21 protein-coding genes are annotated in these 17,577 nt (G+C 66.5%); 6 read left to right on the top strand and 15 right to left on the bottom strand.

The window, feature by feature from the left end; translation table 11 throughout:
• Positions 1-26: 26 nt before the first annotated feature.
• The 7 genes from BM009_RS23135 to BM009_RS07680 all read right to left on the bottom strand — a co-directional run bounded on the left by BM009_RS23135 (position 27) and on the right by BM009_RS07680 (position 5,552).
• Positions 27-650 carry an META domain-containing protein gene (locus BM009_RS23135; protein WP_302847362.1) on the bottom strand — a complete coding sequence of 208 codons (624 nt, stop codon included), beginning with the start codon at positions 648-650 and terminating at the stop codon, positions 27-29.
• Positions 651-663: 13 nt separating this feature from the next.
• Positions 664-1,467 carry a TrmH family RNA methyltransferase gene (locus BM009_RS07705; protein WP_093295183.1) on the bottom strand — a complete coding sequence of 268 codons (804 nt, stop codon included), beginning with the start codon at positions 1,465-1,467 and terminating at the stop codon, positions 664-666.
• Positions 1,468-1,640: 173 nt separating this feature from the next.
• Positions 1,641-1,913, bottom strand: a complete 273-nt coding sequence (locus BM009_RS07700; protein ID WP_093295182.1) for an HPr family phosphocarrier protein — start codon at positions 1,911-1,913, stop codon at positions 1,641-1,643.
• A complete protein-coding gene (locus BM009_RS07695; RefSeq protein WP_010544989.1) occupies positions 1,910-2,314 on the bottom strand; it encodes a PTS sugar transporter subunit IIA in 405 nt (134 codons plus the stop codon). The genes BM009_RS07700 and BM009_RS07695 overlap by 4 nt, the downstream gene beginning before the upstream one ends.
• A gap of 1 nt (position 2,315) precedes the next feature.
• Positions 2,316-3,248, bottom strand: a complete 933-nt coding sequence (gene rapZ, locus BM009_RS07690; protein WP_093295802.1) for an RNase adapter RapZ — start codon at positions 3,246-3,248, stop codon at positions 2,316-2,318.
• A 50-nt stretch (positions 3,249-3,298) separates the two neighbouring features.
• Positions 3,299-4,849: a sensor histidine kinase gene (locus BM009_RS07685; protein WP_254772193.1), complete on the bottom strand. Its 1,551-nt coding sequence runs from the start codon at positions 4,847-4,849 to the stop codon at positions 3,299-3,301.
• Positions 4,842-5,552, bottom strand: a complete 711-nt coding sequence (locus BM009_RS07680; RefSeq protein ID WP_093295179.1) for a response regulator transcription factor — start codon at positions 5,550-5,552, stop codon at positions 4,842-4,844. Before BM009_RS07680 ends, BM009_RS07685 begins: the two co-directional genes overlap by 8 nt.
• A 207-nt stretch (positions 5,553-5,759) precedes the next feature.
• On the opposite strand from BM009_RS07680, the gene BM009_RS07675 reads away from it, so the two are divergent.
• Positions 5,760-7,361, top strand: a complete 1,602-nt coding sequence (locus BM009_RS07675) for a phosphoenolpyruvate carboxykinase (RefSeq protein WP_093295177.1) — start codon at positions 5,760-5,762, stop codon at positions 7,359-7,361.
• Positions 7,362-7,516: 155 nt separating this feature from the next.
• Positions 7,517-7,810, top strand: coding sequence for a hypothetical protein (locus BM009_RS22930; protein ID WP_254772192.1), 294 nt, complete (start codon positions 7,517-7,519; stop codon positions 7,808-7,810).
• A gap of 178 nt (positions 7,811-7,988) precedes the next feature.
• Here the strand turns inward: BM009_RS22930 and BM009_RS07665 are convergent, their stop codons facing one another.
• The 5 genes from BM009_RS07665 to BM009_RS07645 form a co-directional block, all read right to left on the bottom strand.
• Positions 7,989-8,216 (bottom strand): DUF4170 domain-containing protein, encoded by a 228-nt coding sequence (locus tag BM009_RS07665; RefSeq protein WP_093295174.1) that lies wholly within the window; start codon positions 8,214-8,216, stop codon positions 7,989-7,991.
• 77 nt (positions 8,217-8,293) lie between these two features.
• Positions 8,294-8,599, bottom strand: coding sequence for a hypothetical protein (locus BM009_RS07660; protein WP_093295801.1), 306 nt, complete (start codon positions 8,597-8,599; stop codon positions 8,294-8,296).
• Positions 8,600-8,603: 4 nt separating this feature from the next.
• Entirely contained in the window at positions 8,604-8,936 is a 333-nt protein-coding gene (locus tag BM009_RS07655; RefSeq protein ID WP_093295173.1) for a DUF3618 domain-containing protein, read from the bottom strand.
• Entirely contained in the window at positions 8,933-9,274 is a 342-nt protein-coding gene (locus BM009_RS07650; protein ID WP_093295171.1) for a phage holin family protein, read from the bottom strand. The genes BM009_RS07655 and BM009_RS07650 overlap by 4 nt, the downstream gene beginning before the upstream one ends.
• 18 nt (positions 9,275-9,292) lie before the next feature.
• Positions 9,293-9,910, bottom strand: coding sequence for a hypothetical protein (locus BM009_RS07645; RefSeq protein WP_093295169.1), 618 nt, complete (start codon positions 9,908-9,910; stop codon positions 9,293-9,295).
• Positions 9,911-10,024: 114 nt separating this feature from the next.
• On the opposite strand from BM009_RS07645, the gene eno reads away from it, so the two are divergent.
• The 4 genes from eno (at position 10,025) to BM009_RS07625 (ending at position 14,262) form a co-directional block, all read left to right on the top strand.
• Complete coding sequence (gene eno, locus BM009_RS07640; protein ID WP_093295168.1) at positions 10,025-11,305, top strand: phosphopyruvate hydratase; 1,281 nt, start codon at positions 10,025-10,027, stop codon at positions 11,303-11,305.
• A gap of 74 nt (positions 11,306-11,379) precedes the next feature.
• Complete coding sequence (locus BM009_RS07635; RefSeq protein WP_175487941.1) at positions 11,380-11,682, top strand: FtsB family cell division protein; 303 nt, start codon at positions 11,380-11,382, stop codon at positions 11,680-11,682.
• A gap of 146 nt (positions 11,683-11,828) precedes the next feature.
• Positions 11,829-12,878 carry a pyruvate dehydrogenase (acetyl-transferring) E1 component subunit alpha gene (pdhA, locus tag BM009_RS07630; protein ID WP_019367919.1) on the top strand — a complete coding sequence of 350 codons (1,050 nt, stop codon included), beginning with the start codon at positions 11,829-11,831 and terminating at the stop codon, positions 12,876-12,878.
• A gap of 1 nt (position 12,879) precedes the next feature.
• Positions 12,880-14,262 carry a pyruvate dehydrogenase complex E1 component subunit beta gene (locus BM009_RS07625; RefSeq protein WP_093295165.1) on the top strand — a complete coding sequence of 461 codons (1,383 nt, stop codon included), beginning with the start codon at positions 12,880-12,882 and terminating at the stop codon, positions 14,260-14,262.
• Positions 14,263-14,322: 60 nt separating this feature from the next.
• Here BM009_RS07625 and BM009_RS07620 read toward each other — a convergent pair whose 3' ends face one another.
• The 3 genes from BM009_RS07620 to BM009_RS07610 are packed head-to-tail and all read right to left on the bottom strand — an operon-like array spanning position 14,323 to position 17,545.
• Positions 14,323-15,063 (bottom strand): TadE/TadG family type IV pilus assembly protein, encoded by a 741-nt coding sequence (locus tag BM009_RS07620; protein ID WP_093295163.1) that lies wholly within the window; start codon positions 15,061-15,063, stop codon positions 14,323-14,325.
• Positions 15,060-15,635, bottom strand: coding sequence for a TadE/TadG family type IV pilus assembly protein (locus tag BM009_RS07615; RefSeq protein ID WP_093295161.1), 576 nt, complete (start codon positions 15,633-15,635; stop codon positions 15,060-15,062). Before BM009_RS07615 ends, BM009_RS07620 begins: the two co-directional genes overlap by 4 nt.
• Positions 15,632-17,545 (bottom strand): TadE/TadG family type IV pilus assembly protein, encoded by a 1,914-nt coding sequence (locus tag BM009_RS07610; RefSeq protein ID WP_254772191.1) that lies wholly within the window; start codon positions 17,543-17,545, stop codon positions 15,632-15,634. The genes BM009_RS07615 and BM009_RS07610 overlap by 4 nt, the downstream gene beginning before the upstream one ends.
• Positions 17,546-17,577: the final 32 nt, after the last annotated feature.

Raw genomic sequence — 17,577 nt, 5'->3', positions numbered from 1 at the left:
ATTGGTCCTGAAGATCAGACACAAATTTATTCGGGTGTTCGCACCAACACCAGCGTCTTCGCATCCCGCCCGGTCAGCAGCAGCCGGCCGCGATGGCTTTGCTGGACCGCCAGGCGCTGGTCGAGCAGCGCCAGCAGCGCCGCTTCCTGCCGCATCAGCGCCGCCGAGCAGGCACGGCGGGTGGTGATCACGCCGCCAGTGGTGAGGTAGCCGCGCTCCACCCGGTAGTTGCCGCCCAGCGCGTTGCAGCCGGTATAGCCGCTGATCCGCAGCCCCTCCAGCTTCAGCCGCGCGTGGCTGCCGGGCACCGTCGGGTGGCCGGCGACACCGGTGATCCGCCAGTCGCCGAGGAGGCGTTGTTCCTCGGCGTCGAAGCGCGGGGTTTCGGGGCGCGGGGCTTCGCGGGGTGGGGGTTCGGTTTGCTGCGCGAGGGCGCGGAGGGGGGTGAGGAGGGTCAGGGCGAGGAGGGCGGCGGCGGTTTTTTTCCAGCCCGTGTCCCCCTCACCCTTCCCGCTGCCTCCGGCAGCGGGCCCCTTCCCTCTCCCACAAGGGGAGAGGGAGAGATGGCGTACTGCTCCCTCTCCCCTTGTGGGAGAGGGAGGGAGCGCCGAAGGCGCGGAAGGGTGAGGGGGACACGGGCGAAACGGCATCACCCCCACGTCCTCACCCCCGCCGGAACTGGTTGCGTACTTCATAGGCCATCACCGCCGTTGCCACTGCCGCATTGAGGCTGTCTGCCTTGCCGAGCATGGGGATCTTTACCAGCAGATCGCAGGCGGCTTCCATATGCGGCGGCATGCCCTGCGCCTCGTTGCCGGTGAGCAGGAAGGTCGGCGCGGCGTAGCGCGGGGCCTGATAATCGTGGTCGGTATCGAGGCTGAGGCCGACGAGCTGGCCGGGGCCGGCGCGCAGCCAGGGCTCGAACGCCTCCCAGCGGGCGCGGGCGACGGGGACGGTGAACAGCGCGCCCATGCTCGCGCGCACCGCCTCGACCGAGAAGGGATCGACGCAGTCGTCGAGCAGGATCAGCCCGCCGGCGCCCACCGCGTCGCCGGTGCGCAGGATGGTGCCGAGATTGCCGGGATCGCGCAGCCGCTCGGCGACCAGCCAGAGCGGCGCGGTGCTGCGGTCGATCGCGGCGAGGTCCAGCGCGAACTCCGGATAGACGCCGACGACCGCGCCCGGATTGTCCTTGCCGGAGAGCTTCGAGAGGATGTCGGCATTGGTCTCGATCGCCTCGCCGCCTTGGCGCTCGGTGGCGGTGACGAGCGCGGTGACCAGCGGGTGGCGGGCGCTCTCGGCGGTGTAGAAGAGGTATTCTGGGATCCGGCCGGCCTCGCGCGCTTCGGTGAGGATGCGCAGGCCCTCGGCGAGGAACAGCCCCTCTTCGCGGCGGTGGCGCTTGTCGCGCAGGTTGCGGATGCGCTTGATGAGGGGGTTCGAGTAGGCGGTGATTTCGCGTGGCATCGGGCCGCTATAGGGCGGGATGGGGGCGGGGGCTAGTTGGGGGTGGTGCTTAGCCCCTCCCCTTCAGGGGAGGGGTTGGGGTGGGGCTGTGTCTCGCAGAGACCAACTTCTGGTCTGGCATCCCTCCACCCCCAAACCCCTCCTCCCAGGAGGAGGGGCTTAAGAAGAGATCCTCACTCCTCGTTGAACCGCGCCTCGACCAGTTCCACCAGCGCCTGCACCGCGCCGTCCGCGCCGTCGCCTTCGGCCCAGATGGTGATCGTGTCGCCCTTCGCCGCGCCGAGCATCATCAGGTCGAGGATCGAGGTGCCGGCGGCGCTGTTGCCGTCCTTCTCGACGGTGAGCTCGCAGGGCTGGGTGCTGGCGAGCGTGACGAACGCCATGCTGGCGCGGGCGTGGAGGCCACGCTGGTTCTCGATGAGGACCTCGCGCGACACCCGGCTCATTGCGGCGGCCCCAGCATTTCCGACGCGACCGTCACATATTTGCGGCCGGCGTCGCGCGCGGCGAGCACCGCGTCGGTGACGGACATGGTCTTGCGGGCGCTGCCGAGGCGGATCAGCATCGGCAGGCTGATGCCGGCGATCACCTCGACCTTGCCGGCCTTCATCAGCGAGATGGCGAGATTGGAGGGGGTGCCGCCGAACAGGTCGCTCAGCACGATCACGCCTTCGCCCGAATCGACCGCGCCGATGGCGGCGGCGATATCGGCGCGGCGGCCCTCCATGTCATCCTCGGGGCCGATGCAGATCGCGGCGACCTGCTCCTGTTTCCCCACCACATGTTCCATCGCGACGACGAACTCCTCGGCGAGTCGTCCGTGCGTCACGAGCACCAACCCGATCATTCTATTCTCCGCCCCTAGCCATGGACACCGGCGCCCCCTCCAGGGAGTCCTGTGGCGCGGTCTGCAAATCTCTGTGCGTCACCGTGGGCGAAAATCCTTCGTCGCGCAACCGGCGGGCCATCCGTTCGGCGACATGGACCGAGCGATGTCGCCCGCCGGTGCAGCCGAACGCGATCGTCACATAGGCCTTCCCCTCCGCCTGGTAGCGGGGGAGGAGGAGCAGCAGCAGCGACTCGATCTGCGCCATGGCGGCATCATAGGCCGGGTCGGCCTGGATATAGGCGGAGACGTCGGCATCGAGTCCCGTGCCGGGACGAAGCACCGGGTCCCAGTGCGGATTGCGCAGGAAGCGCATGTCGAGGACGAGATCGGCATCGCGCGGCAGCCCGCGGGAAAAGCCGAAGGAGGTGACGCTGAAGGTGGTCTTGCCGCCATCCGCCGAGAAGATCCCGCGGATCGTCTGGGACAGCTGGTTCGCCTTCATGTCGCTGGTGTCGATCAGCCGGTTGGCCCAGCGGCGCAGGGGGCCGAGCAGCTCGCGCTCGCGGGCGATGCCGTCCTCGGCGGGGCGGTCCTGCGCCAGCGGGTGGCGGCGACGGGTCTCGGAGAAGCGGCGGATCAGCTCGGCGCCGCTGCATTCGAGGAACAGCGTGCCGACGTCGAGCCCCTGGTCCTCGCGCAGCTTCTTGATGCGCTGGACGATGCTCTCGGCGTCGAAGCCACGCGTCTGCGTGCCGAGGCCGAGGGCCAGCGGGCGCTCGTCGTCGCCGCCGTCCGCGCCGGGCGCGGTATCGAGCAGGCGGTTGAGGAGGAGGAGGGGGAGGTTGTCGACCACCTCCCAGCCGAGATCCTCGAGCGTGCGCAGCACGGTCGACTTGCCGGCACCCGACATGCCGGTGACGAGCAGAATGTGTTTGGGGCGACGCCGTTGCATGGTGCTCTCGTTATAGGCTGCCGGGAGCGCGGGCGGGTCGACGGGCGGGCTCATGCGCGGGCCGCCAAGGGCAGCCGCACCACGAAGCGTGCGCCCTGCGATCGATCCTCCCGCGATTCCACGATGATGCTTCCCTGATGGCCTTCGACGATGGTGCGGGCAATGGCAAGCCCGAGGCCGGAATGCTGGCCGAACGCCTCGGCCGAGGGGCGGACCGAGTGGAAGCGGCGGAAGATCGCCTCGCGCGCTTCCTCGGGCACGCCGGGGCCTTCATCCTCCACCCAGACGGCGAGCATCTCGTCTTCCTCCTGCGCCGAGATGGCGATCAGCCCGCCGGGGGGCGAGAAGGACAGGGCGTTCTCGATGAGGTTCTCGAACACGCGTTCCAGCCGGGTCGGATCCCCCATCACTTCCATCGATTGCCCGCGCGGGCGATCGAAGCGGAGGCGGATTTCCCCAGGCACGCCGCGCGTCTCGCGCTGACCGATCAGTGCGGCGATCAACGCGCCCAGATCGAACGGCTCGAAGGTGGTGCGGCTGAGCTGGGCGTCGATGCGCGAGGCCTCCGAAATGTCGGTGATCAGCCGGTCGAGCCGATGGACGTCGTCGCGGACGATATCGAGCAGCTGGTCGCGCAAGGCGGGATCCTTGACGTTCGACAGCCCCTCGACGGCGGAGCGGAGCGAGGCGAGGGGGTTCTTCAGCTCGTGGGTCACGTCGGCGGCGAAGGTTTCGGTCGCGTCGATGCGGGCGCGCAGTGCCCCGCTCATGTCCGAGAGCGCGCGGGCGAGCATGCCGATCTCGTCGCGCCGCTCTGGCAGGCGGGGCACCACCACTTCGCGGGCCCGGCCCAGCCGCACGCGGATCGCCGCCAGCGCCAGCCGCCGCAGCGGGCGCACGATGGTGCGGGCGAGGAACAGCGAGAGCAGCACCGAGACCAGCGAGACGATCGCGAGCACGACGCCGAGCCGGTAGCGCTCGATCCGCACCGTCTGGGTGATGTCGCGGGCGTTGGAGGCGGTCATCACCACGCCAAGCCCGGTGATTGGCGCCGCCGCGGTGATCACAGGAGTGCGATCGGGGGCGCGCCAGACCGACGCGGCGGCGGCGTGGGTTTCCAGCGCGGTCTTCACGTCCGGCCAGTCGAGCCCGGCATCGCGGGCGTGTTCCCGGTACAAGGGCGCGCGGTCGGCGCCGGCGACCTTGTCGATCACCGCATCGAGGAAGCGCGCGATGGTCTGGCCTACCGGATCCTTGTCCGGATCGCGCAGCACCAGGTTGCGCAGGCCGAGTTCGCGGCTGTCGCTGAGCAGCTTGCCCTGTGGATCGTAGAGGCGGATGCGCGTGCCCATGTCGCGGGCGAGGCTGAGCACCAGCAGGTCGCGGCGCTTGTCGGTGGCCGAGGCCAGCGCCTGCGCGATCAGCCGCACCTCGCGGCTGGTCTGCTCGACGCGGCTGTCGACGATGCGGCTGCGATAGCTGTCGAGGTAGAAGAAGCCGCCGCACAGCAGCGCCAGCGCGAAGATGTTAACCGCCAGGATCCGCGGCGTGAGGCTGACCCGGCCCGACCATCGCAGCGCCAGGTCGCGCTCGTCATTCATCCGAGAAGCGATAGCCCGCGCCATACAGCGTCTCGATCGCGTCGAACTCCGGGTCTACCTGCCGGAACTTGCGGCGGACGCGCTTGATGTGGCTGTCGATCGTGCGATCGTCGACATAGATGTCGTCCTGATAGGCCGCGTCCATCAGCTGGTTGCGCGTCTTGACGATGCCCGGGCGCTGGGCGAGCGTTTCCAGAATCAGGAATTCGGTGACCGTAAGGGTCACGTTGACGCCGCCCCAGGTGACCTTGTGGCGCGCCGGGTCCATGCTCAGGCGGCCGCGCTCGAGTGCCTCGGCGGGCTCGGCCGGGGCCGCGCCTTCGACGACGGGCACCGGCGTCTCCGTGCGGCGCAGTATCGCGCGGATGCGGGCGATCAGCAGCCGCTGCGAGAAGGGCTTGGCGATGTAATCGTCCGCGCCCATCGCCAGGCCCAGCGCCTCGTCCAGCTCGTCGTCCTTGCTGGTGAGGAAGATCACCGGGATCTGGCTTTTCTCGCGCAGGCGGCGGAGCAGCTCCAGCCCGTCCATCTTCGGCATCTTGATGTCGAGCACCGCCAGTTCGGGCGGGTTCTCGATCAACGCCTTGAGCGCGCTTTCGCCGTCCGAATAGACGCGGGTGAGGAAGCCCTCCGTCTGGAGCGCGATCGATACCGAGGTGAGGATGTTGCGGTCGTCATCGACCAGCGCGATCGTGGCGGTCATCCTGCTACCCGGGGCTGGCGCAAAATCAGCATCGACACCCGTTAGACCAAAGTTTCTTCCGCCTCAACCGACCGACAACGCTTACCCGGATTGACCCCCTCCGCGCCTGCATGTCAGGAGACGAGTCGAAATAAAGTTGCGCGGCAAGACAATGATCTGCTTTGTCATATAAATAGCGCGACAATGGTTGAGGAGGGTGGTTTGAACATGCGTCAGTCGCGCCATGGTCTTGGCGAGCAGGGTATTGCCACATCGGCAACGCTCCACTGGAACCTGATTACCGCGCCGCTGGTCGAGCACGCGATCCGTCGCGGCGAGGGCAACCTGGCCGCCGAAGGTCCGCTGGTGGTTGCTACGGGAAAGCATACCGGGCGCTCGGCGAAGGACAAGTTCATCGTCCGCGATGCCGAGACCGAGACCAGCGTCTGGTGGGGCAAGACCAACCAGGCAATGACGCCCGCGCATTTCGCCGCGCTCAAGGCCGATTTCCTCGCCGAATTGGGCAAGCGCGACGAACTGTTCGTGCAGGACCTTTATGGCGGCTCGCAGCCCGAACATCGCGTGCGGGTGCGGGTGATCAACGAGCTGGCCTGGCACAATCTGTTCATCCGCACGCTGCTGGTGCGCCCCGAAGCCGAGGCGCTGGCGGAGTTCGTGCCGGAATACACAATCATCGACCTGCCGAGCTTCCGTGCCGATCCTGCACGCCACGGCACCCGCGGCGAGACGGTGATCGCGGTGAATTTCACCGACAAGCTGATCCTGATCGGCGGCACCGCCTATGCCGGCGAGATGAAGAAGAGCGTGTTCGGGCTGCTCAACTATCTGCTGCCGGAGCAGGGGATCATGCCGATGCACTGCTCGGCCAATATCGGCCCCAAAGGCGACACCGCGATCTTCTTCGGCCTGTCGGGCACCGGTAAGACGACCCTGTCGGCCGATGCCAGCCGCACGCTGATCGGCGACGACGAGCATGGCTGGTCGGACACCGCAGTCTTCAACTTCGAGGGCGGTTGCTACGCCAAGATGATCCGCCTGTCGCCGGAGGCTGAGCCCGAGATCTTCGCCACCACCAAGCGCTTCGGCACGGTGCTGGAGAATGTGGTGATGGATCCCGAGACGCGCGCGCTCGATCTCGACGATGCAAGCCTCGCCGAGAACAGCCGCGGTTCCTACCCGATCGACTTCATCCCCAATGCCTCGGCCGACAATCTCGGACCGGTGCCGAAGAACATGATCTTCCTCACCGCCGATGCGTATGGCGTGCTCCCGCCGATCGCCCGGCTGACGCCCGAGCAGGCGATGTACCATTTCCTCTCGGGCTATACGGCGCGCGTGGCCGGCACCGAGATCGGCGTTACCGAGCCCGAGGCGACCTTCTCCACCTGCTTTGGCGCACCGTTCATGCCGCGGCACCCGTCGGTCTATGGCAATCTGCTCAAGAAGCGGATCGCCGAGGGCAATGTCGCCTGCTGGCTGGTCAACACCGGCTGGACCGGCGGCAAGTACGGCGTGGGCCACCGCATGCCGATCAAGGCGACGCGGGCATTGCTCAATGCGGCACTCGACGGGAGCCTCAACACGGCCGAGTTCCGCGTCGATCCCTATTTCGGCTTCGAGGTGCCGGTGGCGGTACCGGGCGTGGACACGGCGATTCTCGATCCCCGCGAGACCTGGCCGGACAAGGCGGACTATGACGCCACCGCCGAGCGGCTGGTCGACCAGTTCGTCGAGAATTTCGCGCAGTTCGAGAATCATGTCGAGGAGGGCGTCCGCGCCGCTGCACCCAGAGTGCGGGCGCTCGCCTGAGCGACACGGCCGACCTCCCGCCGCGGTGCTTCCCCAGCGCCGCGGCGATCGTCCGGATCGGGGAGGGGCTGCTCGCCTGCACCCTGTCGCGCGAGGACTGGACGCACGAGGCGCATCTCGCGGCATGCCTGTACCTGCTGACCGAGCGGCCGGACGTGGATGTGGATGCCGAGATCGGTGGCTTGATCCGCCGCTTCAACGAGAGCCTGGGCGGCGTCAACGACGATCATGGCGGCTATCACGACACGATCACGCGCGCCTATGTTGCGGGGGTGCGGCTGTTCCTGGCGGAAGCGGGGGAAGGGGATCTGCCCGCGCGGGTGAACGGCTTGCTGGCGTCGCCGATGGGCCGACGCGACTGGCCGCTGCGCTTCTACAGCCGTAAGCGGCTATTCTCGGTGGAAGCACGGCGCGGCTTCGTGGAGCCCGATCTGGCGCCGCTGCCCTAAAGGGCGGACTGCAATATCAGCAAAAACACCGTCATCCCCGCGAAGGCGGTGATCCATTCGCCTGTGCGTCGCAGCAAGAGCCGAGACATCGGCGCCAATGGATCCCCGCCTTCGCGGGGATGACGAGGATTGTTTGGGCGAGCGCGAACTCAAGCGAGTGCGCGTCGCGCCCCGGAGATCAGGCCTTGCCGGCCTCGACGTCCGGATCGAGCAGGCGGTGGAGGTGCACCACCACATAGCGCATCTCGGCATCGTCGACCGTGCGCTGTGCTGCGGCGCGCCACGCCTTTTCGGCGCTCGCATAATCGGGGAAGATGCCGACCACGTCGAGCTTCGAGGGATCGACGAAATCGAGGGTCGTCGGATCGGCAACGCGGCCGCCGAAGACCAGGTGAAGCTTGCTCATTGCGCCTCCTGGGGGTGGGGGGATGCCGCAGCCCTTACCGGCACTGCAGCATCGCACTCAACCCCCTTATAGGCGGCTCAACGCTTCGAGGTCGCGTCCTTGGCGGCGTCGATCACCGTGCCGAACAGCGCCGAGACGCGTTCCTTGGTGGCGTCGCTGTTCGGGATCAGCGATTCGATCTGCTCGCGGCCGCTGTCCTTGGCGGCCTGCACCGCGGCGGCGGCGCCGTCGGCCAGCTTGCGACCGATCGGCTCCAGCGCCGCCTTTTCGCGCTCGAAGCGCGGCAGCAGCATGCCGATCACCACGCCCACCGCGACGCCGCCGACGAGCAGCAGCGCGGGGTTTTCGGTGAGGCGCGATCCGGTTTCGGTTTCGGTGCTCATGGCGTCATCCTTCTGCATTGCTGTCTTTGTGGTCCGAACCCTTGGGCGGTTCGGCGGTTTCGTGTTTGCCCTTGCGGAAAATGTCGACGATCCAGCCGCGCGCCAGCACCAGGCCGATGCCGCTCGTCACCGCAGCGGCGAGCCATGGCCGTTCGCGCACCGCCTCGGTGCCCTCGCGGGCAATCGTGGTGACGCTCTGCTTGGCATTCTCCATCGCTTCCTGCGCGATGTTGCGCGGCTTGAGCCGTTCCTGGATCGTGCCGACCGTTCCCATCAGCTTGTCGCGGGCCGCGCGGGCACGCGCCCGGGCGGCGTCGGGATCGCGGGGTAAAGTCATGCCTGCGCTCCCATCGCCTTGCGGATGCCCCGCGCCGCCGCCCAGCCGAGCAGCGCCGCCACGACGAGACTGACGCCGACGACGATCAGCGTTGCCCAGCCGGGGCCGACCAGGGTCGCCAGCGTGAGGATCGCGCCGACGATCAGCCCGATCGCCGCCGCCAAAGCGAGCGCGAGGGCCAGGACGGCGGCAATCGCCGCGCCCTTGACTTCGGTCACCTTGGCTTGGGCAACGGCTTTGAAATAGTCGACCTCGGCGCGGGCATAGTCCTTGGCGTCTTCGGTGAGCTGGCCGATCAGCTCACCGATGCCGGCGTCTTCCGTTCGGGGGGCGTCCATGCCCTGTGCTGCCCGTCCTTAGCTCTGGGTGGTGCCGGGCGACGCCGACGAACCGCTGCCGAAGCCGGCCGGTTCGACCTTGAGGTCGTCGGTCGACGGCGTGTTGGCCTTGGGAGCCGCCGCGGTGGTGTCGGTGCCTGTCGTGGTCGTGCCCGAAGCCTCGATGCCCGACTTGATCACGCGCGCCAGCACGAAGCCGAGCGCCGCCGCGGTGCCGACCGCGATCGCCGGGCTCTTCTTCACGAACTCGGTCGCTTCGTCGAGCAGCTCGTTCACTTCCTTGCCGCGGAGCGAATCCGCGAAGCCGGCGATGCCGTCGGCTGCGGTGCGGGCGTATTGGCCGTACTGCGCGCCGAGCTTTGCATCGACGTCGCCCGCCGCGGTGCGCATCATCTCGGCGACTTCGTCGAGCGCGCTGGTCGCGCGGTCCTTGCCGGTGCCGGCGAAGCCGAGGATGTGCTCCTTGGCCTGGTCGGCGTATTTGGCCGCTTCCTCGCGAATCGTGTCCGAGGCATTGCGCGTGAAGCTGCTGCCCTCCGCACCCGTGCCGCCTTCGGTGCCGCCGCTTGCCGCGCCGGTTTCACCCATGTTGCCTGCGAGCGGATCGCCCGCAATGTTGGCCGTTTCGTCTGCCATGATCAAAAACCCTCCATGTCGCGCCGAAACAACAACGGCCCCGTTTGCGAGTTCCCTTGCGAACCGCTAGAGGCACCGCGCGCCCCATTCCTGACATGTTACGGAGACCATGACGTGACCGCAATCATCGACGTCCACGCCCGCCAGATTCTCGACAGCCGTGGCAACCCCACGGTGGAAGTGGATGTCCTGCTGGACGATGGCAGCTTCGGCCGGGCCGCCGTGCCTTCGGGCGCCTCCACCGGTGCCCATGAGGCGGTGGAAAAGCGCGACGGCGACAAGTCCCGCTGGCTCGGCAAGGGCGTCGAAGGCGCCGTCGATGCGGTGAACGGAGAGATTGCCGAGGCAGTTCTCGGCCTCGACGCCGAAGATCAGGCCGATCTCGACCGCACCATGATCGAGCTGGACGGCACCGCCAACAAAGGCCGCCTGGGCGCCAACGCCATCCTCGGCGTCAGCCTCGCCGCCGCCAAGGCCGCGGCCGATGCGCGCGGGCTGCCGCTCTATCGCTATGTCGGCGGCGTCAACGCGCACGTCCTGCCGGTGCCGATGATGAACATCATCAACGGCGGCGAGCATGCCGACAACCCGATCGATTTCCAGGAATTCATGATCGTGCCGGTCGGCGCCGAGAACATCGTCGAGGCGGTGCGCTGCGGTTCGGAAATCTTCCACACGCTGAAGAAGAAGCTGCACGAGAAGGGTCTGGCGACCGGCGTGGGCGACGAGGGCGGCTTCGCGCCGAACATCGCCTCGACCACCGAAGCGCTCGACTTCATCATGACCAGCATCGAGGCCGCCGGCTACAAGCCCGGTGACGACGTGATGCTCGCGCTCGACTGCGCCGCCACCGAGTACTTCAAGGACGGCGCCTACAAGATGGTGGGCGAGGGCAAGACGCTGTCCTCGATGGAAAATGCCGAGTTCCTGGCGAAGCTCGCCGCCGACTATCCGATCTTCTCGATCGAGGACGGCATGGCCGAGGACGATTGGGAAGGTTGGAAGGCGCTGACCGACCTGCTCGGCGGCAAGGTGCAGCTGGTCGGCGACGACCTGTTCGTCACCAACCCCGAGCGCCTGCTGCGCGGCATCGAGAGCGGCACCGCCAACTCGCTGCTGGTGAAGGTCAACCAGATCGGCACGCTGACCGAGACGCTGGAGGCCGTCAGCCTTGCCCAGCGCTCGTCCTACACGGCCGTCATGTCGCACCGTTCGGGCGAGACCGAGGACGCGACGATCGCCGATCTCGCGGTCGCCACCAACTGCGGCCAGATCAAGACCGGCAGCCTCGCGCGCTCGGACCGGCTCGCCAAGTACAACCAGCTGATCCGCATCGAGGAAGAGCTGGGCGACGCGGCGGTCTATGCCGGCCGTTCGGTGCTGCGCCGCGCCTGACCTAGGTAGGAACCGCAATCTTGCTAAGAGCCGATCGATCAGCGAAAAACACGGGCATGAAGCGCGCTTCGCCCATGTCCACGCTGCTGCGCCGCGCGGGGCTTCCCGCTGCGGCGCTGATCGCCATCGGCTTCTTCGCCTATAACGCGGTTCTGGGGCCCAACGGGATCGTCGCCGCCAAGGAAGTGCAGCACGAGCTTGCCGCCAAGCAGCGCGACTATGCGCTGCTCGACAAGAAGCGTGCCGAGCTCAAGAATCGAGTCGATCTGCTCGATCCGAAGCACGGCGCCGATCCCGACATGGTCGACGAGCTTGCCCGCAAGCAGCTTAACGTCGTCCGCCCCGACGAAGTGATCATCCCGCTCGACAAGAAGTGATCGCCGTAGCGGCACCTGTTGCCAGCCACGGCCGAGCACCTTAGGGCGGATGAACGTGGGCCTGGCCCGCGCGTCGGTTGCAAGCTTTGCGAAAACGCGCGTATAGGCACCCGCCTTTCCCCTCCCCGGATGAGGAATATCTGATCGTGGCCAAAGCACCGGCACGCAACGCACCGACCCCACCCGCCGTACCGAATCGCGAGCGGCCCAGCGAACCGGAACGGTTCAAGGCCTCGAAGGAACAGCTGCTCGAATTCTATCGGCAGATGCTGTTGATCCGCCGCTTCGAAGAGAAGGCGGGCCAGCTCTACGGCCTCGGCTTCATCGGCGGCTTCTGCCACCTCTACATCGGCCAGGAAGCCGTTGCGGTCGGCCTGCAGTCGGCGCTGGACGGCGAGAAGGACTCGGTGATCACCGGCTATCGCGACCATGGCCACATGCTCGCCTACGGTATCGATCCCAAGGTAATCATGGCCGAGCTGACCGGTCGCGGCGCGGGCATCTCGCGCGGCAAGGGCGGCTCGATGCACATGTTCTCGACCGAGAAGAAGTTCTACGGCGGCCACGGCATCGTCGGCGCGCAGGTCTCGCTCGGCACGGGCCTCGCCTTCGCGCACAAGTATAACGAGGATGGCGGCGTCGCCATGGCCTATTTCGGCGACGGCGCCGCGAACCAGGGCCAGGTGTACGAATCGTTCAACATGGCCGAGCTGTGGAAGCTCCCGATCATCTACGTGATCGAGAACAACCAGTATGCCATGGGCACCAGCGTCAACCGCTCCTCGGCCGAGGACCAGCTGTACAAGCGCGGCGAGAGCTTCCGCATCCCCGGCATCCAGGTGGACGGCATGGACGTTCTCGCCTGCCGCGGTGCCGCCGAAGAGGCGCTCGCCTGGGTGCGCGCCGGCAAGGGCCCGATCATCCTCGAGATGAAGACCTACCGGTACCGTGGCCACTCGATGTCCGATCCTGCCAAATATCGCAGCCGCGAGGAAGTCCAGTCGGTCCGCGACAAGTCGGACCCGATCGAGGCGGTGAAGCGCGAGCTCGAGACGATGGGCGTGACCGAAGAGCAGCTCAAGCCGCTCGAGGCCGAGATCCGCAAGATCGTGAACGAATCGGCGGACTTCGCCGAACAGACGCCGGAGCCCGATCCGGCCGAACTCTATACCGACGTGCTGGTGGAGACCTACTGAGATGGCGATCGAACTCAAGATGCCGGCGCTCTCGCCGACCATGGAAGAGGGCACGCTCGCCAAGTGGCTGGTCAAGGAAGGTGACGTCGTGAAATCCGGCGACATCCTCGCCGAGATCGAGACCGACAAGGCGACGATGGAATTCGAAGCCGTCGACGAAGGCACGATTGCCAAGATCCTGGTTGCCGAGGGCACGGACAACGTGAAGGTCGGCACCGTGATCGCGATGATCGCGGGCGAGGGCGAGGACGCCTCGACCGCCGCCGCCGCGCCGGCCCCGGCCAGCCAGCAGACCGAGCCGACCCCGGCGCCCGCCAAGGCACCGGAAACCGGCACCGCCCAGCTGACCGCCGCCGTCGAAAAGACGCGTCCAGCCGATCCCGCCGTGCCCGCCGGCACCGAGATGGTGAAGACCACGGTCCGCGAAGCGCTGCGCGACGCGATGGCCGAGGAAATGCGGAGCGATCCGCGCATCTTCGTGATGGGCGAGGAAGTCGCCGAGTATCAGGGCGCCTATAAGGTGACCCAGGGTCTGCTCGACGAATTCGGTCCCAAGCGCGTCATCGACACGCCGATCACCGAGTACGGCTTTGCCGGCGTCGGCACCGGCGCGGCGATGGGCGGCCTGAAGCCGATCATCGAGTTCATGACGTTCAACTTCGCCATGCAGGCGATCGACCACATCATCAACTCGGCGGCCAAGACCAACTATATGTCCGGGGGCCAGATGCGCTGCCCGATCGTGTTCCGCGGACCCAACGGCTCGGCGAGCCGCGTCGGCGCGCAGCATAGCCAGAACTATGCCCCCTGGTATGCCAGCGTCCCCGGCCTGATCGTGATCGCGCCCTATGACTCGGCCGATGCCAAGGGCCTGCTCAAGGCGGCGATCCGCAGCCAGGATCCGGTCGTGTTCCTCGAGAACGAGCTGATGTACGGCCGCAGCTTCGACGTGCCGAAGCTCGACGATTACGTCCTGCCGATCGGCAAGGCCCGCATCATGCGCGAGGGCAAGGACGTCACGCTGGTGAGCTACTCGATCGGCGTGGGCGTGGCCCTGGAAGCCGCCGAGAAGCTGGCAGCGGAAGGCGTCGACGCCGAGGTGATCGATCTGCGCACGCTTCGCCCGCTCGACAAGCAGACCGTGCTGGAGAGCCTGAAGAAGACCAACCGCATCGTGGTGGTCGAGGAAGGCTGGCCCACCTGCTCGATCGCGTCGGAAGTCGCCGCTTTCGTGATGGAAGAGGGCTTCGACGACCTCGACGCGCCGGTGCTGCGCGTGACCAACGAGGACGTGCCGCTTCCGTACGCGGCGAACCTCGAGAAGCTCGCGATGGTGACGGCGGACAAGGCCGTCGCGGTCGTGAAGAAGGTCACCTATCGCTGATCTTCTGCCAGCGAGCAGAAAACAGGCCCGTCCGACACCCCGTCGGGCGGGCCTTTTTCGTCAGGCGCCGTAGAGGTCGCAGGTCAGGCGGTTGGTCGTCGGCGTCGTCACTGGATTGTAGACCTGGCCGTAATCGCGATTATCGCGGACGACGAACGATGCGACGTAGCGCATCGTCTTGGTGCTGGTGAACCAACCTTTGCCAACCAGCGGCGTGTAGAGATAATTGATCTCGACGAACATGACCCCGGAATCCGCCGGCGCGCTCACCTGTGCGCCGTTCTCGCCCATGCCGTTCGGGGCTAGCGTGCCGGGGTGCTGGCTGCTGTTGTCGCCCGAGCTGGCCGTGTTCACGCCCGCGTCCGGATCATAGGTGACGCCGTCCGCCTTCACCGTCTTCCCATAGTGCGAGTCGTAGGTGGCGCCGCTCTTCGCCCCGATGCAGCGCTGCCAGTGGATGCGTTGGGTGCCGCCGCTATTCTCCAGGCTGGACAGAGTGATGCGCCCGTTGGCGGTGAGGTTGAGCGGAGCGCCTTGCTGCTTCGCGGCAAGCAGCACGTCGTTGAGGTCGACTTCGCGCAGCTGGGTGAAGCCGGTGCCCTTGAACTCGCCGACCCGGCTGGCATTGTCGGCTAGCGCCAATGCGATCTGGCTGAGCCGCTGGTTGGTGATCGCGTAGTTGGTCAGCTCGGCCGCCCATAGGCCCGCGGTCAGCACAATCGGCAGCCCGAGCGCGAATTCGAGCAGGGCGGCGCCGGAGCGTGCGGCGATCAGGCGCCGGAGCAGCGGGCGCATGATCATGAGCACGAGATCTTCTGCGGCATCGGGATGGACTGGGTGCCATAGGGCTGGTTCTTGAAGCGGGTCGCGGCGGTGAGCACCACCTGGTTGCTGAGCCCTATCAGCCGCGCGACGGGAAAGATTCGCGTATAGGTCGCTGTGACCTTGTAGATCGTCACGTCGCTGGCGCCGCCCTGGCCGGCGCGGCCGGGATCCATGTCCCATTGGCCGTTGCCGTTGATGTCGGTGAAGCACTCGCCGAAATCATATTTGTTGTTGCCGTTGCCGTCGACAAAGTCCTCGGGCTTGATCACCGAGAAGCTGGAATAGAACAGCCGGCTGGGGGTGACGGTCGCCTTGCCGGCAACCTGGCGGACCGCGGCGATCACCCGATTGTCGATGGTGGCGATATCAGCGGCCTCGATGGTGGAGTCGCGGGCTGCCTTCTGCACCGCGCCTTCGAGCACCGCCTGGACATAGGCCTGGTAGCACAGGTCCATCAGCCCCATCAGCAGCCCAAGCAGCACCGGCAGCAGAATCGCGAACTCGACCAGCGTGGCGCCGTGCTCGTCGGAGGCGAGGGGGCGCGTCATTTGCTGACCCGTAGCATCGCGACGCGCTTGGCAATCGTCTGGAAGGCGGCGTCTAGCGACGCATTGTTCGCCGCATAGAAAGCCTGCCCCGGCGTGGCGCATTGGGTGAGCTGCGACGTCAGCGTTTGCCCGAAGCCGACGACGAAGATCGAGATGTTGCGCGCCTTGGCTGCCGCGCAGGCGGCGAGGAAGCGGGCGTAATGGTTGTTGAGCTGGGTACTGCTCGAACAACTGGATTGGTAGCCGACATTGGCGACGCGCTTGTCGTAGTTCTCGATGCCGTACATGCCGTACAGGCACATGCTTGGCTGCATGTCACCGTCGGTCATGAACACGATGTAGCGCTTCGGCGGGTTGCGGCCCGGCCATGCGCCCGTATCATTCGAGAAGATGCCCGTTGGGGAGAGCAGCCGCGTGCCCCAGATCATGCCCGTGTCGTGATAGGTACCGCCCATGGGTACGAAATCGGCCGCATTGACGTAGTTGCTGACGTCGGTCCGCGTCATCGTCCGCAGCCGTTTGGCGGGTTTGCCGCAAGACACCTGGCCATTGGCAGCAACGGCCATGACGGGATAGTAATTGCCGGTGGTGTCGTCCCCCAAGGGGTTGCTGCTGTTGCCCGAATAGGTGACACTGCTGTTGTTGCCGCGATAATAGACCACGTCCGGCCACATCGGCCGCCATCGAGTAGCATCGCTCGACGGGACGAAGTCTGGGTTGAGGTCGTACGGCAGGTTCGCATAATCGAAGCTGCTGCTGGCCGTTGTGTCCCGTTCTTCTAGGCAGCCGAGCCATCGCGACGTAGCTCCCGTCACCTTCGTCGGATCGGCGACGGTGTTGCCGAGCTTGTACTGGCTGGTGTCATAGGTCACCTTTTCGTACGTCCATTTCGGCTTCAAGGGCTGTTCGGTGATCGTGCAGCTGTTGTTGCTGCTGTCCCAGGTGCCATAGGTCCGCGTCGCGCTGCCGGAGGTCGTGTACCCAGTCACCGGACTACGAACGGAATATGCGTTGCACTTGCTGGCGTTCTTGCTTGAATCCGTACTGGTCTTGGCTGTGCCCGTATTGGCGTCGCCTGCCAGACGGCGGCTGTTATAGGTCCAGCTGTTGACGATATAGTCCGGGGAAACAGCTGTTACCGCATAGCCGGCATTCACGGTCGACGTATAGGTCACGAAGCCGTACCGCAGGTGGGTTGCGGGATCGACTGCCGCTGCCAAGGTGTCGTAGAAGTTCAGCACCGCTTGGCGCAGGCCCGAAATCTTGGAGCCGGATTTCTCCGTCGAAGCGTAGCCGGTGCCGCCATAGTCTGGAGCATCGGGATCGGATGGCCGTGTATAGCTGTAAATGACCGGGTTGCAGCCGTTCGTATCGGACGCCAGGCACGCCATCGAACCCGTCGTATCCAGCACGAACATGATGTCTGTATCCGCGACATCATAGCGCGCCTCGCAATTCACCGTCAGCGCCTGGTCGCGGAAGCCCATCATGCCGGTGAGCGTCATCGGCACGGTCGCGGTGGCGGTGCCGGCGACCTGGTTCTCGCTGGTCTTGGAAGGCGTGAACGTCACCGACTTGGTGCCGAACAGCCCGAGCTTGAAATTGTTGGAGAAGAACGCGTTGGCCTGCGTCGTCGCATTGGCATCCAGCGTCGTCGAACTGCTCGACAACATGAACCGTCGCCCGGCAAGCGCACCCGCGTCGCAGGCCTGCTGCAGGCGGTTCTTGACCATGTAGAGCCGCGCGGTGTCGATGGCCGAGCCGGCGATGAACAGCAGCGGGATCAGCGCGATCGCCATCATCGCCAGCGTGTTGCCGGCGACATTGCCGCGCAGGCGCGCGAGCAGGCCGCCCTTCGGAGTCGTCCCGAAGAAGCACCGCTGAAACCGCTCGAGAACCGTTCTGCGCATGACGATCGATCGAAACCCCAGGGCACGCGAGC

Origin of the sequence: Sphingomonas sp. NFR04, from assembly GCF_900114095.1 — a bacterium.
Classification (GTDB): Bacteria; Pseudomonadota; Alphaproteobacteria; order Sphingomonadales; family Sphingomonadaceae; genus Sphingomonas.
The sequence above is the reverse complement of the archived record's forward strand: the minus strand, read 5'-3'. Positions and strand labels throughout refer to the sequence as shown.

What these genes read in the sequence shown, in the direction of transcription:
- BM009_RS23135 (WP_302847362.1), bottom strand. Translation starts at nt 650, where the DNA reads ATGCCGTTTCGCCCGTGTCCCCCTCACCCTTCCGCGCCTTCGGCGCTC.
- BM009_RS07705 (WP_093295183.1), bottom strand. Translation starts at nt 1,467, where the DNA reads ATGCCACGCGAAATCACCGCCTACTCGAACCCCCTCATCAAGCGCATC.
- BM009_RS07700 (WP_093295182.1), bottom strand. Translation starts at nt 1,913, where the DNA reads ATGAGCCGGGTGTCGCGCGAGGTCCTCATCGAGAACCAGCGTGGCCTC.
- BM009_RS07695 (WP_010544989.1), bottom strand. Translation starts at nt 2,314, where the DNA reads ATGATCGGGTTGGTGCTCGTGACGCACGGACGACTCGCCGAGGAGTTC.
- rapZ (WP_093295802.1), bottom strand. Translation starts at nt 3,248, where the DNA reads ATGCAACGGCGTCGCCCCAAACACATTCTGCTCGTCACCGGCATGTCG.
- BM009_RS07685 (WP_254772193.1), bottom strand. Translation starts at nt 4,849, where the DNA reads ATGAATGACGAGCGCGACCTGGCGCTGCGATGGTCGGGCCGGGTCAGC.
- BM009_RS07680 (WP_093295179.1), bottom strand. Translation starts at nt 5,552, where the DNA reads ATGACCGCCACGATCGCGCTGGTCGATGACGACCGCAACATCCTCACC.
- BM009_RS07675 (WP_093295177.1), top strand. Translation starts at nt 5,760, where the DNA reads ATGCGTCAGTCGCGCCATGGTCTTGGCGAGCAGGGTATTGCCACATCG.
- BM009_RS07665 (WP_093295174.1), bottom strand. Translation starts at nt 8,216, where the DNA reads ATGAGCAAGCTTCACCTGGTCTTCGGCGGCCGCGTTGCCGATCCGACG.
- BM009_RS07660 (WP_093295801.1), bottom strand. Translation starts at nt 8,599, where the DNA reads ATGAGCACCGAAACCGAAACCGGATCGCGCCTCACCGAAAACCCCGCG.
- BM009_RS07655 (WP_093295173.1), bottom strand. Translation starts at nt 8,936, where the DNA reads ATGACTTTACCCCGCGATCCCGACGCCGCCCGGGCGCGTGCCCGCGCG.
- BM009_RS07650 (WP_093295171.1), bottom strand. Translation starts at nt 9,274, where the DNA reads ATGGACGCCCCCCGAACGGAAGACGCCGGCATCGGTGAGCTGATCGGC.
- BM009_RS07645 (WP_093295169.1), bottom strand. Translation starts at nt 9,910, where the DNA reads ATGGCAGACGAAACGGCCAACATTGCGGGCGATCCGCTCGCAGGCAAC.
- BM009_RS07635 (WP_175487941.1), top strand. Translation starts at nt 11,380, where the DNA reads ATGTCCACGCTGCTGCGCCGCGCGGGGCTTCCCGCTGCGGCGCTGATC.
- BM009_RS07625 (WP_093295165.1), top strand. Translation starts at nt 12,880, where the DNA reads ATGGCGATCGAACTCAAGATGCCGGCGCTCTCGCCGACCATGGAAGAG.
- BM009_RS07620 (WP_093295163.1), bottom strand. Translation starts at nt 15,063, where the DNA reads ATGATCATGCGCCCGCTGCTCCGGCGCCTGATCGCCGCACGCTCCGGC.
- BM009_RS07615 (WP_093295161.1), bottom strand. Translation starts at nt 15,635, where the DNA reads ATGACGCGCCCCCTCGCCTCCGACGAGCACGGCGCCACGCTGGTCGAG.
- BM009_RS07610 (WP_254772191.1), bottom strand. Translation starts at nt 17,545, where the DNA reads ATGCGCAGAACGGTTCTCGAGCGGTTTCAGCGGTGCTTCTTCGGGACG.